Origin of the sequence: Chitinophaga dinghuensis, from assembly GCF_003259435.1 — a bacterium.
Taxonomy (GTDB): Bacteria; Bacteroidota; Bacteroidia; order Chitinophagales; family Chitinophagaceae; genus Chitinophaga; species Chitinophaga dinghuensis.
On sequence record NZ_QLMA01000002.1, the window covers coordinates 22985 to 39295 of the forward strand.

Here is a 16311-nt window from a genome sequence, read left to right on the forward strand (position 1 = left end):
ACCGCAGATTTACCATTTGTTGGAGCCAATCCAGTAATTATATTTGTAAGACACGTGTAGCCCATATGTCAGCAGTCACCCATCCAAGTAAATTCAGGTTCATTATTTTACCGGTTTTATTAACCGCGCTGGCATTTATCCTGGGTTATTCTTTTCTACGATGGTTACTGGACATCAAACTGCATTTACTTCCTCTCAAACACGACGTCATTATCCTGGTACTGCCAGGTTTATTTTCAATAGTACTGGCTCTTCTTTTCCGACGACGATTTAAAACAATTCAGTTCAAGGATAAATCATCTTTCTGGCTACTGTTTTTTACAACATTGTTGTTCCTCGGCCCTACGCTCCTGATGCAACAATACCTGGAAAACATATCCTACAGGGAGATACAGGTAAGGTATCCCGGACAAATCAACGGTAAAGCCTATAACCGTAATTACTACGTCGGAGACTATATACCAGATACTTCTCATGTTGCCGTATATCATATCGCCACTACCAGCGGCCGATATGAATCCACGCTCCATTACACTTCTTTTATCGCATTTCCTTTATGTGATAAAGCATGCGACACAACAGGAATACCACCAGTATGGTATTGCCTCCGCTACTCTTCCGATCTTAGCAACTATTCATCAGATACCGCAAAGGATCTGGCATTCAATGGACATAAAGCGGCGCTTCCGGAGTTCATCAGGAACAACCTTTCCAAAACAGGACATTTATTTGAACGAGAGCCCGCCTCTGAATATGCCGATTATTACACCAGGGCCATCAAAAGAAGGTATCCCGCTCTTCAGGAGACACCGATACTATTAAAACCCGCTACAACCCATATTAGCAGCCATGAATCGTTGATGTGGATTGCATTGTGTTTTGGAATAGGGCTGGTAGTTTTTACAGGTATAGTGCTTTATAAACCATATGACCCGGTAGCTTTAAAGCAATATATCTCTGGTAACCCTTATCCAGAGGATACTTTCTACCAGGTTATCCAGTTCCTGCATCCAAAAGGAGATTATCCGGGGAGTGCCATGCTGATAGATACCAACCTGGTTATTTATCTCATCATGATTTTACTGGGAGTACCTCTCGCATCAGTACCTGCCAGTACCTTGCTACATAATGGCGCACTGTACTATCCAGCTGTAATGGAAGGACAATATTGGCGCATTTTCACAGCTATATTTATCCATTCCGGCGGGCTTCATATCCTGTACAATATGATGGCATTGGGAGTTGCGGGGCTCATGTTGGAAAAACTGATCGGACCAAAGCAATTTATTGGGCTCTATTTGATCACAGGATTAGTGGCATCAGTCGTATCCATGTACTGGGATAAAGACAGTATTCAAATGGGCGCTTCCGGAGCCATTTTCGGGCTGTTTGGCATAATTGCTGGCATGTTGCTGCGCAAGGCCATCCCGAAGGATAGGATAGGGCCTTATTGGGTCATTTTGGTCGCTTTTGTAGGACTGTCCCTGCTGCTGGGATTGGTGATGCCCAATGTGGGCAATGCGGCGCATATCAGCGGACTGATCGCAGGGGTACTGCTCGGGTTGTTGCCTTTGAAGGCGTATAAAACCAAATAACCTTAGCTAATGTTATAGCTAAAACCCTCTGTTCCATTAAAGTCTAGTAAAATGTCGTATCGACTTTCCTTTTGTACGGTTTGTATGAATCGTGCGGAGCATTTGAAGATCACGCTTCCCCAAAACATAGCGGATAACCTTGCCTATGGCAATATTGAATTTGTTCTACTCAACTATAACTCTTCAGATGATTTGCATGAATGGGTATTTTCCTCACTGGGAGAGTATCTTGAAAAAGGCATCCTGAAATACTATCATACTGACAGTCCGGAATATTTTCAGATGAGTCACTCAAAAAACATGGCATTTCGTCTGGCTCATGGCGATATACTCTGTGGGATTGATGCCGACAACTTCACCGGCAAAGGCTTTGCAGCATATGTGAACGAACAATATAGCCGCAACAGTAATATTTTCATGATACCTCCTCCTATTGGCCCGGAGAAGAAAAGATGGGATGTACAGGGGCGGGTATGTGTGTATAGAGACGACTTCTACACGTTACGGGGATATGACGAACGAGTAAAAGAGTATGGATATGAAGATCAGGATTTCAAGCGACGGCTGCAGGCCCTCGGACGAGAGAAATCGGTCATTCGGGATGAAGCTTTCCTCCAAGCCATCCGACACGACGATAAGATGCGTATCAGCGGCGGCCTGGCAGAGAAAAAACTAAAACAGTTGTTTATTTGCCACGGGGATCTTCCAGAGATTATTTATCTACAAGAAAACAACAACTTTGAAAAAGTACAGGTAGATCCGGCACTACTTACTTACGATGGCAAAGAATTACTGAAAACCCCTATCCGTAGGATGTATTGCGGTAGTTATGAGAAATCCGGAGATCAATACATCTTGTACAAAAAGAATAATGAGAAATGGCTGTCTCTCTCTATTCTTCAAAATGGCCATCTCAGAACGCAAGATGAGCGGGAGTTTGCACCTATTCCTCGTGGGCAGCTCAGTGAGACTTTTTTATTACAGAGAGCTATTTATCTCGGCAAAAGAATTTATGAATCCAACAAAACACATGGAAACCGCGTCAATCCTGATGGATTTGGGCAAGGTTTTGTATTTACCGCCGATCCTCAACAAACCATTACACTCGACTAATTCCCAAGTTTTCAAAAAAATTTCTTTGAATTGTAAATACATTTATTACATTTGCGACCCGGAATTCTCCAAACGGCAGATTCTCCGGGAGTTATACAAATTCCTCCTTAGCTCAGTTGGTTAGAGCATCTGACTGTTAATCAGAGGGTCGCTGGTTCAAGTCCAGCAGGGGGAGCGAAAAATGGAAGGCTTGCAGTAATGCAGGCCTTTTTATTTTATGCGCCCTACAACCTACTATACCATGAAAAGTATAATACTGTCACTGTTGCTGGCTACAGGCATCCTGCATACCTACGCACAAACAGATGCACACGTTGCATCAACCAACCTTACAGAAAATACCACCGGAAGGAATATCAGAAAATTGTTGATTATCTCTACAGGACCAATGTCTAGCAGGAAAATAGCGCAAGACCTGAAATATGCATTCGACAAGGAGTTTAAAAACCATGACCTCACCACATCGCTGGTACATCTGGGAGATATCAGTTATTTCACAGACGAGAATATTCAGATCGCATCCAAAATGTATCCGCATGATGCGATATTAGTAATTAACCCACAGTTAGTGTCAGACTCCACAAGAGATTATGTACACCGCACATTGGCTCACAATTTATTTTTGAGAAATCGTGGTCTGCCTGTCAGGCAGAAAAGAACAAAAGAGTTCTCCACCCAAACTTCAATTTTTAGTTTGTTGGACGATGCCAATATTACAGTACCATTTTGGTCAGCACAGATGGAAGTAGCCACCAATCTGGCCTCGGATAAATATTTCGACCATCTTGTCAAAACGTTGAAAGATACCTGGCTCTCACAAATGATCAGTCTGGGCAGCTGAGTCTAAGAACCTGAACATATTCTATCAAGAATACGTTTGCAAATACTTATCAGCTCTTCGTATCACAACTCTTGCTATTCACCTGGCAACTCCCTCCACAACATCCCGCATTCAGCAGAGGCATCAATGCGAATAATCCACCCATTGTTATAAATAACCAATCTCCGCTGGATATTCCTTGTATCAGTACCAGTATACCCAATATTAAACGGAGCATTCGCATAAAGTTCCAGTTTCGTAATATGCCATTCATTTTCTTTTTTTTCAAAGGTAGTGTATGCCATTTCGCTGAATGGTGACAATTGTTACAAAGCAGTAATTGCTATAGTAGCGCTTGACAGAAAACTTTAGGTAGGAATGGTTAGACAATTCACCAGATAAACCCTAATTTTAAACAAAAGCTTAACCATGCAACAAATAGTACCATTCCTCATGTTTGAAGGCCAGGCGGATGCAGCTATTGCATTATATACAAGCCTTTTTAAGAACTCTTCTGTTGAACACATAAAACGCTATGGCCCTGAAGGTCCGGGAAAAGAAGGATCTGTTCTTCATGCACTTTTTACGCTCAACGGCATGCAAGTGATGTGTATCGACAGTTATGTAAATCATGCATTTACATTTACGCCTTCTATGTCTTTATATGTGAATTGCACTACAGATGAAGAGATAGATACTTTATTCAAAGCCTTATCTGAAGGAGGTAGCGTATTAATGCCACTAGATAGCTATCCGTTCAGTAAAAAATTTGGCTGGGTCAATGATAGATTCGGTGTTTCCTGGCAGTTGACGTTGATATAATACCGTTAGCCATTAAACTTTACGCCAGAAATACTATCTTTATTATCACAAAAGCGGAAGTAGCTCACCTGGTAGAGCGACAGCTTCCCAAGCTGTAGGTAGCGGGTTCGAGTCCCGTCTTCCGCTCAGTGCAGTGTTTATTGAAAACTTAAAACCAATACCATATCAAGTTTGGTGGCCTTTAAACTCAACAAACCTTTTAGATATGCTGTTATAACCCTATCGGATATACGTCCGATGAAGATATTTGTTGTCCTGCAAGGCAAGCGTAGGATGACGTCCCCCGATGCAACGCTACGGGGTGTTAATCAGTGAGTTTAGGAGCAGGCTTCATTCCCCCTGAAGCTGCTCCTCCTTACTATCATTGATAACCAGCCGCCTGTAAATGAAACAGTTCTGCGTACCGCCCATTTTTCTCCAGTAACTCATCATGACTGCCAATCTCCAGTAATGTTCCTTTATCTAATACCAGAATTCTGTTCGCCATACGGACTGTAGAAAACCGATGCGAGATCAGTACTGCCGTCTTGCCACGGGTAAGCTCCGCGAAATGCAGGAAAACATTGTATTCTGCACGCGCATCCAATGCAGAGGTAGGCTCATCCAATATCAACAACTGCGCGTCTTTCATATATGCGCGCGCAAGCGCAATTTTTTGCCATTCTCCTCCGCTCAATTCAATCCCATGGTTAAACCGGCGTCCCAACATCTGCTGATAACCATTTGGCATCTTCTCTATCAATGGCCAGGCAAGACTCTGATGCGCCGCGTCATCAATCATTTGCTGGTTATCCGCATGCCGGATGTTACCAACTGCAATATTCTGCGATACCGTCATCTGATATCGCTGAAAATCCTGGAATATAACGCCAACGTTTAAACGAAGATCATTGATATCATAATCTCTCAAGTCACGACCATCCAATAAAATCCGTCCTTCCACAGGATCATATAGTCGACTTAATAATTTCACTAATGTAGTTTTACCAGCGCCATTTTCACCCACTAATGCCATTTTCTCACCTGCATGTAAAGTGAAATTCAGGTTCCGGATCGCCCATTTCTCCGACTCCTGGTATCGAAAACCAACATTCTCAAAGGTGAAGCCCTCCATGATTGGACGAGGAAATGGCAATGGTTGGGCGGGGCGTATCATGCGACTGTTTATCTCAAAGAAATCAAACAAGTCTTTTAAATAAACGGCGCCTTGCGTAACAGCAGAAAAACGAATCAATATTCCCTGGAATGTAGTGCGCAACTGACGGAAAGATCCCGCCAGGAAAGTCAGGTCGCCAAGCGTTAATGCGCCATTGATAGTACGTACAATGATGATGATGTAAGCAGCATAATATCCAGCACTTCCCAACAACGCAAAGAAGGTACCCCAGGCAGCATGATTGACTTCCAGGTCTTTCTTGTCCTTATAGAATTTATCGGAGATGACTTTGAAACGACTGATTAAAAAACCAGAGAGATCAAACACCTTCACTTCTTTGGCAGTTTCATCGCTTGCTCCCAGATAACGGATATAATCTAATTCACGCCTGTCGGAGGTTTGGCCCCAGGTAAGCCGATAATATTTATCATTATAGCGGGATTCATTCAGGAAGGCAGGAATCACCGCTACCAATAACAATAAAATCAACCAGGGATTGAATACAATGAGACCTGCTGCCAGGAAGCCCATGGTTATAAGGTCTTGCACCTGGCTCAGCACCTGGGATAACAACACCGTTCTTCCTATGGTCTGCTGGCGGGCACGCTCCAGCTTATCGTAAAACTCGGAGTCTTCAAACTGATCCAAATCCAGCGAAGCCGCATGTTCCATTATTCTTACCGAAGTATGGTTGGCAAAAAGATCGCCGAGTAGGCTATCCATTAGTGAAATAGCGCGACTCAAAGCATCAGAAACAATGGCCAGTCCGAATTCCAGCGCTACCAATTGCCATAGCAGGGTTGTATCGTGGTTGGTGGGAGATTTGCTCAGTTGAACTACCTGATCGATGATTAATTTTCCAATATAGAGGAGCGATAATGGCATCGCAGACTGGGCTATACGGAGAATGATATTGGCAATGGTCAAGCCTTTGCTGGTTTGCCAAACCATACGGAAAAAGGCTGGCAGATTGCGTAATGCTGCCAGCCTTTCCTTAAAGGTCATGCGTGGGTTTTCCCTTTTTCTCATGACCTGAATTTACGAATTAAGGAATATCTATTTTCCAGGGTTTACCAAATTTATTCACCTCTACTTTCAGTTCCTGATTTTTCCACAATTCCTGGTACTTTTTAATATTGCTAATCTCTTTGAACATGTCTGCTTTCACGCCGTTGATGGTCATTACCTCATCGTTTTCAGCGATGCCGCTGTCGGCCGCACTGGTGCCTTGCATGAACCTTTTCACGACCATCTTTCCATTTACAAATCCCCATTCTACCTCTTTCATCCAGAAATTGGCAGGCATAGAGAAATTGTTGTTAGGAATGGCTGCATACTGATGATCGGCCAGGTTGATTACCCAGTTAAAGCGGTTGATTAGCTCAATGCCGAAGCTACCGTCGCCGCTGGGCGACCATTTCTCATCTCCGTCACGATATTGCTGCATGGTGCCCGTAAAGCTGCCCAGTTGCCATTTACCGACTTCTACTGCGGAGAATACGCCATTTACAACAGGAGATGAATGTCCCATACTGGTAGTGGTGCTACGGGAGCTTATTTCGAAATTTTCTTCCAATTGGTTTCTGTGTACAGAGGGGCCGAAAATGATCATTGGGTAGCCAGCGCCTGTATCGAAATGAAATTCGCCCTCGAGTACTTTGCCGTTATTCAGTGTCACTTTGCTGTGAATACCTGGTACGCCAACAGCGTAATCCAACGGTATGAGCGCGGCTTCTGCAGGATAATTGAATTTTCCGATAGTATACAAACGAATCACTTGTTTGTCGAAGTCAATTTCAGTGATATAGTTACGCAGGAAATTAGCGCCGAAGAGTCCATCCAGTTCACCGTCGAATTGCGGGAAAATAGCGCTGTTATTGTTAGGAATAGATAATGTATCGAGATGCATAGTAATGCCGCTGGCAATGCCTATCTGGGCAGAAGCGCCAACTACACTGGTTTTTTGTTGCCTGGAAGGGGAAATGCCTAATTCATCTGCCACGCTTTTTTTCAGTCCCATACCATCTGCACCAGTATCGAAGAGTAATTTCAGCGGCTTAGGATTATCGTTCAATGTCAGCGTAACGATTATCTGTCCACGACGAAATGTAAACGGCACAACTGCTGCCAATACGGATGGTTTATCCAGATCCACGCCTGCCAGGAGGTCGTAGTACTGTACTTTGGTGAGTTTATTGGCACTGTCCAGGTACATCCAGGTTTCGAAAGGCTTCTGGCCTTCGTTGTAATACTTCACCAGCAGCCTTTTTCCCGAAGGCAGGGTTTCTTCTTTTTTCAGTACGAGTTTCTGGAGACTGTCTTTCCGCATCGCTCTGTCCAACATCCCGTAGGCATAAGGAGCAGGGTAGAAGCCGATATGGAATACTGGCGACAGGAGAGGTTTGGCTTGTTCTACGCTTTTATTGCGTACCGCCTCCTCCAATGAACGGAGGAATTCCTTTGCGTTTTGTGCATGCACGCGAAGCACCAGGCATAACAATATGCCTGTGTACAGGGTCATTTTTTTCACGATGTCTTTTTTTAACGGTTGGTTTATGCGGTGAAATTAGGTAAATATTCCAGCTATATAATATATCTTGTAATTGGATTGTTATGTCTAAATGTATTTCCCATGATATTAGCTGCTATTTTTGCAATATGTATTGTAATGGTAATCATTACATTTTTAGCAATTACTATTATTAATAAACGTTCCCGCGATTGGTTTTCCCATAATGATTAAAATTTTGAGAGGAGAGTAGAGGGGGAGACACGGGTTGTGCGTCATTAAGTTGTATCTAGATTCTGTACTGTAGTTTTTTTTCTATACAACTTAACTGACATGCGTGCAAAAAGGAATGTGTTGACTTTTCTTGGAGAGAAAGATTGGTTAATTACACTACTTTGGTTTGGATTTGCTTTTTTGGGCGCTATCACTGAAATTTCCCGAGGTCAGTATAATAATTTCCTCATCTTCCGCCAGGTATTCTTCCACCTGGTTCATCAGCAACCGCTTTATATTGAGTACCCATCTGAATACTTTGATGTGAACCTGTATGGTCCGGTTTTCAGTATTCTGATTGCACCATTTGCGGTGCTGCCTATAAAAATCGGAGCACTCTTATGGTCTGTTGCCGGAGCGGGAGCAATTTTCTATGCCATCAGGCAACTACCGCTGCAACGGGTACAACAGAATATCATTTTGCTACTTTGTAGCCAGGAATTGCTGGGCGCCAGCGGCTGGTTTCAGCTCAATCAGTTCATTCTCGCCCTACTGATTCTGACATTTGCTTTCACGATCAAGGGTAAAGATTATCTCGCCACTCTTTGCATCATATTAGGAACCCTTACCAAAGTTTATGGTATTGTGGGTCTGGCATTCTTCTTCTTCAGTAGTCATCCGAAGCGCTTTATAGCAGGACTTTTCCTATGGACAGGTCTTCTTTTTGTATTACCAATGGCTATTTCTTCGCCTGCTTATGTAATTAATTCTTACCAGGAATGGTTGATGGCGTTGGTACATAAGAATGCTAAAAACCAGTCGGATTTAGCTAGTTTCCAGGACATCTCCGCCGGTGGTTTTATCAAGCGGGTATTGCGTTTACCTGATCTGAATGACTTAACGGTACTGATACCGGGCGTTATTTTGTTTGCTGCACAATATTTAATGCTTCGTTTCCGTAACGATGCCAATTATCGATATTATATCCTATGTTCTGTACTATTATTCCCTGTGTTATTTAGCAGTAGCTCTGAATCGCCTACTTATATCATTGCAGTTCCTGCAATCTGTATCTGGTATGTGATTCAGACGCCTGCCAGGTGGAAAAATATATTCCTGTTTTTTGCCATTTTGTTGGTAAGCTTCTCTCATTCAGATGTGCTGACGCCATGGTTCAGAAAAAACTTGGCTGTTCCCTATGCGCTGAAAGCCTTGCCCTGCCTGGTTTTATATCTGATGATTGTGTACGAGATCCTCACCAGACAATTTCTTTCCATCACTAAATCCGCTACAACTCCGGTGGATTCTAGGTTACAGGAGCTAACGCACGCATAAAATTTAGCAAATTTTATACAACATAGCGACGTATCTTGCCAATTCTAAAGGTTTTGTTTATGTTACCGGGATTCAAGATAGGTCGCACCCTCGCATTCACTGCGATGGTATGTTGCGGCATTCAGGCAGGCGCACAGAATAAACCGACAGCTGCCAACACATTCAAAGAGAGTAAAGCGCTAGCAGCCGTTGATCCATACATCGGCTCCGGCGGCCACGGACACGTATTTGTAGGCGCCAGCGTACCATTTGGCGCAGTACAGGTAGGCCCTACCAATATTGTAAAAGGTTGGGATTGGTGCTCTGGTTATCACTATTCAGATAGCGTTGTTATTGGATTTTCTCAGATGCACCTGAGCGGAACCGGTATCGGCGACCTCGGAGACGTACTTATTATGCCATATACCGGCGATGTACGTACAAATCGCGGTACACAGGAAAATCCTACATCCGGATACGGCTCCCATTACTCGCATCAGAAAGAAAAAGTAAGACCAGGCTACTACTCCGTTCACCTGGACGATTATAATACAGATGTTGAACTAACTTCTACAGAACGTGTAGCCCTTCACCGTTATACTTTCCCACAAAATCAACAGGCCAATATCATTGTGGACCTGAAAGAAGGTATCGGCTGGGATGCTGCCGTAGAATCTTATTTCCATAAGGTAGACGATTATACCCTCGTTGGATATCGCTACTCCAAAGGATGGGCAGTGGATCAGCGCCTTTGGTTTGCTATCAAAAGTAATGTTCCGCTGAAAGATGTTTCCTTCTTCGATGGAGATAAAAAAGTGAGTGGCAATGAAGTAAAAGCAGTTGGCGCGAAAGCGGTAGTCAGCTTTGCTAAATCACCAGGACAAGTACTGCTGAAAGTAGGTATTTCCCCTGTTAGCAGCGAAAATGCACTTGCCAACATCAGTGCAGAAATGCCAGGATGGGATTTCGCCAAAGTGGTAAATAACGCCAATTCCAAATGGGATAAAGAACTTTCCCGCGTGGATATTCAGACCAACGATCCTGCTATCCGTCGTACTTTCTATACTGCCCTCTATCACACAATGATTGCCCCGATCCTGTTCAATGATCATAATGGCGCTTATCGTGGTACAGATAAAAAAGTATATGCTAATCCAGGATTCGACAACTATACCGTATTCTCTAACTGGGATATTTACCGCTCCTGGGGGCCGCTGAGCACTATTCTCCACCCGGAAAAAGTGAACAGCTTCATCAACTCCTTACTGACTATCTACAAGCAACAAGGTAAACTGCCTATCTGGCCTTTAGTAGGAAGCGAAACCAACTGTATGGTGGGTTATCATTCCGTACCAATGATCGTAGATGCTTACCTGAAAGGATATAAAGGATTCAGTGCAGAAGAAGCATTCGAAGCCATGAAAGCCTCTTCTACCCGCGATGATCTTGGTGTGAAATATGTAAAGGAAAGAGGATACATCCCAGCGGATAAAGAATATGAATCTGTTTCCAAAGCAATGGAATATGCCATCGACGACTGGTGTATTGCTGCTATGGCCAAGAAACTCGGCAAAACCGAAGATTTCGAATACTATAAAAAACGCGCTGGTTACTATAAAAACTATTTTGACAGTACTATCAAATTCGTACGTCCGCGTATGAGTGATGGCAGTTGGAAAACGCCTTATGATCCATTCAACTCCATCCATGAAAAAGGCGACTTCACGGAAGGCAACGGCTGGCAATATACCTGGCTGGTACCACAGGATGTAGAAGGTCTTATTCACCTCATGGGCGGCGATGCAGCATTCTCCCGCAAACTGGATAGTCTTTTCATTGCAAAAGGCGATATGGGAGCAGAAGCATCCAGCGATATCTCTGGTCTGATCGGTATGTACGCACATGGTAATGAACCAAGCCATCACGTAACATATATGTACGCTTATGCAGGCGATCAGTGGAAAACTGCCGAGAAAGTAAGACAGGTAATGAAGGATTTCTACTTCGATAAGCCTGAAGGTCTTGCTGGTAACGAGGATTGCGGCGCAATGTCTTCCTGGTACATATTCAGCTCAATGGGCTTCTACCCAGTGAATCCTGCCAACGGCATGTACGTTTTTGGTAGTCCGCTTTTCAGCAAAGCCTCCATCTCTCTGAAAGACGGTAAAAAATTCACTGTTCAGACGATTAACAACAGCCCTGAGAATATCTATATTCAAAGTGTGAAACTTAACGGTAAACCATATACGAAAAGCTATATCATGCACAGTGATTTAGTAAAAGGTGGAACACTGGAACTCACCATGGGTAAAACGCCAAATGAAAACTTCGGGAAAGCGGCTGCAGACAGACCTTTCAACAAGTTTTAATAATATTTTTTTTAAAAGAGAAAGGGCTGGTCAAACCTACGGTTTGACCAGCCCTTTCTCTTTATTTTATAGAACAGTAGATTGTTATACTTACGACTCCGCCAATACTCTCAATACTTCCGGCGTCACGGTTCCGAAAATAGAAACACCCGCAGCCCCATTATCGATAGCCAGTTTCACCGCTTCTCTGAAATCGTCATAGTTATTGTGAAAATCAGGCATGTACAATCCGGCGTATAAAGGGAAAGCCCCATGTAAACCTTTCACACCTTCTGCTACTGCATCACCGATCCAGGCAACTTTTTCGCGGTAGAAGCCATGATAAATCATAGGACATATCGCTGTCATAGGCCAGTTAGTCCAGTCCTGACGTACAATACGTTTTGCGATCTCCGGTGTTGGGAATACCGCTGCCGTAATAGCTTTTTTATGTTGTTTGGCTACCTGTGCAAGATTGCTCACTACATTCGTGATACGATCGTAGCGATATTTGCGCCAGGAAGGGCTTTGGTCCGGATGTTCGATTTCCAGCGGATCTACGCCATATTTGTCTTTATAGTTTTTTCTACAGGTATCGCAGTAGCAAAAATCATATTCCGGCAATTCTTTTGACTGATCAATACCATAGTGGCTCCAGAGATTTACAGGAAGAATCACATCGCAGAAACGTACATAGTCCAGGTGAATACCATCCACATAATCTTTCTGCAAGATCTGTTCTACTTGCGATTTCAGGTAGTTCACTACTTCCGGTTTACTAGGGCACAACCAGCGATAATAATCTACATACGGAGGATGATTGGCGCAAGATTCGCCTTTACGGTTTTGAGCATACCATTCCGGGTGGCTGGCCAGCAGGTCTTTTTCGCCTCTGTTCATCGTCCACATCCAGCGATGTGCTTTGATACCATTTGCTTTTGCCGCTTTAAAATGTTGTTCGCTATCGGCTTCAAACATAATATCCGCAATGCCCGCTTTTTTGTAGGTGGCGTATCTCTTTACGAGATCTTCATATTTCTCTTTAGTATCCGGGTTAATCCACACCCTGTGCGAAACATCTCTTCTTTCGAGGATAGAAGCAGTTTTCTCTGTTGCGCTGGCAGGCAATTTAGGCGCAGCCATTGCTAATCCTCCCAGTCCGAGTGTTTTGATAAAATGACGTTTATTCATTGCCGTTATAATTTATCTGACGAGATTTTTCCTTCCTGATTAATACTGATGGATTTTTGTAAGGATGGCACTTTAATAGTGGCAGTAAACTGTTTGCTGATGCCTTCTATTTGCAGTGGATACTTTCCTGCAGGCAGTTTCAACTGGCTCGCAGCAGTAGCATATCGTCCGTTTTTAGCGCGATATTCCTGCTGTGCATAGTATGCCAGCCATAATTGTTGCTTCACTTCTTCTTCTGCAGGCATGATGAATGCTGGCGCATTCGTGTGTGCCTTACGATCAGAAAATTGCAGATATCCCCATCTTTCCGGAGCATGCATGTTAATAATATCCTGAGCGCTCCAAACCCAGTTATGTTCCGGGTTTCCGCGTTTTACATATTTTCCGTCGCGAATATCTGTATCCCATTCTACGCGGGAAAAGTTGATCCGCCAGGTATTACCATCTGTCGGATGATCCTTATCTCCGAAGAAACGAAGCGCGCTGAATGGAATGGCCATTTCAACCGTCCAGGAGGAATCGATATCATTCGGATTATTCAGCGTACCATTTACGCTTACGGCGGTCAGTAATCCTTTGGTATCCCAGTTGAGCATAGCCTGGCCTCCATTCCGATATGGTTTGTTCATAAACAGATCCATCACCGTATTGAGGGCATTGATTTCCAGTTCAAAGTACTGGTGAGTGTCTCCATCCGGATCGATGAATACTTCAAAATCATTATCATGAAAAATGATCGCATCATGATCTTTTAAGGTACCCCATACATGCGGCTCCTGCAACCAGGCAGCAATGTATAAATACTTTTCGTCCCATAACAATTTAATACGTGTACGGTAATTCGGTGCAGGCATACGACTTCCTTCTATGTCTGTAAAATCTGCCGACCATGCTGCCGCTTTCCAGGAATCTTCGTCCAAATGTCCGTCAATTCTAATGCTGTCCATTGTACGCATACAAACATAGTTCCGAGGCGTACCGGCAAAGGGTTTGAATGCAGCCGAGAAAGTTTGAGCAACGCCATTTCCGGGCAATAGACTGCCCATCATTATCAGTACCAGCAACCAATAACATCTATACATAACCAACCAATTTTCAACGTTTAACTTGAGGAGACCAAAGTTAATCTTATTAATTATGAATCCTAGACCAGCATTTATCGTTACATTTATACGATTCTAAACAACCTTTCAGCACATGTATAAACCAATTTTACTGACAGGATTATTATTTACAACTATGGCAGCATCAGCACAGGAAAAGATGACGCCAGAGCTGCTGTGGCAGCTAGGTAGAGTGAGTGGAGAAACCGTGTCTGCAGATGGCAAATCTGTTATCTATAGCGTTTCTCAGGTAAACCTTGCAGAAAATAAAAGCGAGAAAAATCTTTTCTCTATTCCCCTTGTCGGTGGTAATGTCAAACAACTGACCAATTCCATTGGCGCAGAAGGAGATGTGGCATTACTCCCTGGTAACAAAATCGGATATTCCCTTAAAGGACAGTGGTGGGAAATGAACGCCGACGGTTCAAACCCCGTTCAGAAAACCAATGTAGATGGTGGCATGGAGAATATCCGTATCTCTCCGGATGGAAAATATATCCTCTTCTCCAAAGAGGTGAAAATCAAAAAAGTATCCGGACATGATTTCTACAGCGATCTTCCTAAATCCAACGTTCAGATTTATGATAACCTGAACTATCGTCACTGGGATACCTGGGAAGATGGTAAATTCTCTCATGTATTCTTTGCCACTTATGAAGATGGGAAAGTAGGTACTCCTGTGGATATCATGGCAGAAGAGCCTTATGATTGTCCTCAGATGCCTTCCGGCGGCGCAGAAGACATGATTTGGAGTGCAGACGGAAAAAGCATTCTGTACATCTGCAAGAAAAAATTCGGTAAAGCTTACGCGATAAGTACCAATACCGATGTGTATGAATATAATATTGCTTCCGGGAAGACGAGCAATCTTTCTGAAGGCATGATGGGCTACGATGTAGCGCCGTCTTTCAGTCCCGATGGTAAACAATTACTGTGGCTGAGTATGGCCCATGATGGCTATGAAGCGGATAAAAATGATATCATTGTACTGAATCGTGCAACAGGCGTTAAAACCAACCTGACCAAAGGCTGGGATGGCACTGTATCCTCTGCCCGCTTCAGTAATGATGGCAAAAAAATCTACTTCCTTGCTGTCATCAAAGGTACCGAGCAACTGCTGGAAATTACGCTCCAGAAAGAGGTAGCGGCTACAAACGAAAAACATATCCGTCAGGTTACCAGTGGCGATTTTGATATCAACGATATGGTAGCGCAAAGTGGTAATACCATGGTGGTTACCCGTACTGATATGAACCACGCCGCTGAAGTATTTACTGTAGATCTGGCGAAAGGTGGCGTACAACCATTGACCACTGTAAATAAGGCTACCTACGATAAAATCGGCATGAGCAAAGTGGAAAAAAGATGGATCAAAACCACCGATAATAAAGAAATGTTGGCCTGGGTGATCTATCCGCCAGATTTCGATCCTGCTAAGAAATATCCAACTTTATTGTATTGCCAGGGTGGTCCACAATCAGCCCTCAGCCAGTTCTACTCTTACCGTTGGAACTTCCAGCTAATGGCGGCACAGGGTTACATTGTGGTAGCGCCTAACCGTCGTGGTATGCCAGGTCATGGAGTAGAGTGGAATGCAGCAATTAGTAAAGACTGGGGAGGACAACCTATCCGCGATTATCTGAGCGCTATTGATGATGTGAGTAAAGAAAGTTATGTAGACAAGAACAGACTGGGTGCTGTTGGCGCCAGCTATGGCGGATATTCTGTGTACATGCTGGCAGGCGTACACGAAAACAGATTCAAAACCTTTATTGCACATGATGGTCTTTTCGATCTGAAAAGCTGGTATGGCACTACCGAAGAACTCTGGTTTGCCAACTGGGATATCGGAGCATATTGGGATAAAGCCAATGCCGACACTTATAAGAACTTCAACCCAAGTGAGCACGCCAACAAATGGAATACGCCTATTCTTATCATCCAGGGTGGTATTGACTTCCGCGTACCTATCGAGCAGGGCTTGCAGGCATTCCAGCTGGCACAGTTGAAAGGTATCAAGAGTAAGTTGCTGTATTTCCCTGAAGAAAATCACTGGGTACTTAAACCTCAGAATGCCATCGTATGGCAGCGTGAGTTCTTCAACTGGCTGAAAGAAACACTCTAATT

General features: G+C 43.6%; 11 protein-coding genes and 2 tRNA genes. 9 read left to right on the forward strand and 4 right to left on the reverse strand.

Annotated features, from left to right (window positions below; genetic code table 11):
* The first annotated feature begins 65 nt into the window (after window positions 1-65).
* The 6 genes from CLV59_RS05295 (at window position 66) to CLV59_RS05325 (ending at window position 4476) form a co-directional block, all read left to right on the forward strand.
* Entirely contained in the window at window positions 66-1595 is a 1530-nt protein-coding gene (locus tag CLV59_RS05295; protein WP_111590983.1) for a rhomboid family intramembrane serine protease, read from the forward strand.
* 51 nt (window positions 1596-1646) lie between these two features.
* On the forward strand, window positions 1647-2708 hold the full coding sequence (locus CLV59_RS05300) for a glycosyltransferase family A protein (protein ID WP_146616131.1): 1062 nt from the start codon (window positions 1647-1649) through the stop codon (window positions 2706-2708).
* 101 nt (window positions 2709-2809) lie between these two features.
* Window positions 2810-2883: transfer RNA gene (locus CLV59_RS05305), tRNA-Asn, on the forward strand.
* Between the two features lie 66 nt (window positions 2884-2949).
* Window positions 2950-3549, forward strand: a complete 600-nt coding sequence (locus CLV59_RS05310) for a hypothetical protein (RefSeq protein ID WP_146616132.1) — start codon at window positions 2950-2952, stop codon at window positions 3547-3549.
* Window positions 3550-3957: 408 nt separating this feature from the next.
* Window positions 3958-4350 (forward strand): VOC family protein, encoded by a 393-nt coding sequence (locus tag CLV59_RS05320; protein ID WP_111590987.1) that lies wholly within the window; start codon window positions 3958-3960, stop codon window positions 4348-4350.
* A gap of 53 nt (window positions 4351-4403) precedes the next feature.
* Window positions 4404-4476 (forward strand) — tRNA-Gly (locus CLV59_RS05325).
* A 235-nt stretch (window positions 4477-4711) separates the two neighbouring features.
* Here CLV59_RS05325 and CLV59_RS05330 read toward each other — a convergent pair.
* Window positions 4712-6535, reverse strand: a complete 1824-nt coding sequence (locus tag CLV59_RS05330; RefSeq protein ID WP_111590988.1) for an ABC transporter ATP-binding protein — start codon at window positions 6533-6535, stop codon at window positions 4712-4714.
* Between the two features lie 16 nt (window positions 6536-6551).
* Window positions 6552-8027 carry a retropepsin-like aspartic protease gene (locus CLV59_RS05335; protein ID WP_111590989.1) on the reverse strand — a complete coding sequence of 492 codons (1476 nt, stop codon included), beginning with the start codon at window positions 8025-8027 and terminating at the stop codon, window positions 6552-6554.
* Window positions 8028-8348: 321 nt separating this feature from the next.
* Between CLV59_RS05335 and CLV59_RS05340 the strand changes: the two genes are divergently transcribed.
* Window positions 8349-9563, forward strand: a complete 1215-nt coding sequence (locus tag CLV59_RS05340) for a glycosyltransferase family 87 protein (RefSeq protein ID WP_111590990.1) — start codon at window positions 8349-8351, stop codon at window positions 9561-9563.
* Window positions 9564-9622: 59 nt separating this feature from the next.
* Window positions 9623-11911, forward strand: coding sequence for a GH92 family glycosyl hydrolase (locus tag CLV59_RS05345; RefSeq protein ID WP_111590991.1), 2289 nt, complete (start codon window positions 9623-9625; stop codon window positions 11909-11911).
* Window positions 11912-12001: 90 nt separating this feature from the next.
* Here the strand turns inward: CLV59_RS05345 and CLV59_RS05350 are convergent, their stop codons facing one another.
* Window positions 12002-13081 (reverse strand): family 10 glycosylhydrolase, encoded by a 1080-nt coding sequence (locus CLV59_RS05350; protein ID WP_111590992.1) that lies wholly within the window; start codon window positions 13079-13081, stop codon window positions 12002-12004.
* A gap of 5 nt (window positions 13082-13086) precedes the next feature.
* Window positions 13087-14163, reverse strand: coding sequence for a carbohydrate-binding family 9-like protein (locus CLV59_RS05355; RefSeq protein WP_111590993.1), 1077 nt, complete (start codon window positions 14161-14163; stop codon window positions 13087-13089).
* Between the two features lie 115 nt (window positions 14164-14278).
* On the opposite strand from CLV59_RS05355, the gene CLV59_RS05360 reads away from it, so the two are divergent.
* Window positions 14279-16309, forward strand: coding sequence for a S9 family peptidase (locus tag CLV59_RS05360; protein WP_111590994.1), 2031 nt, complete (start codon window positions 14279-14281; stop codon window positions 16307-16309).
* Window positions 16310-16311: the final 2 nt, after the last annotated feature.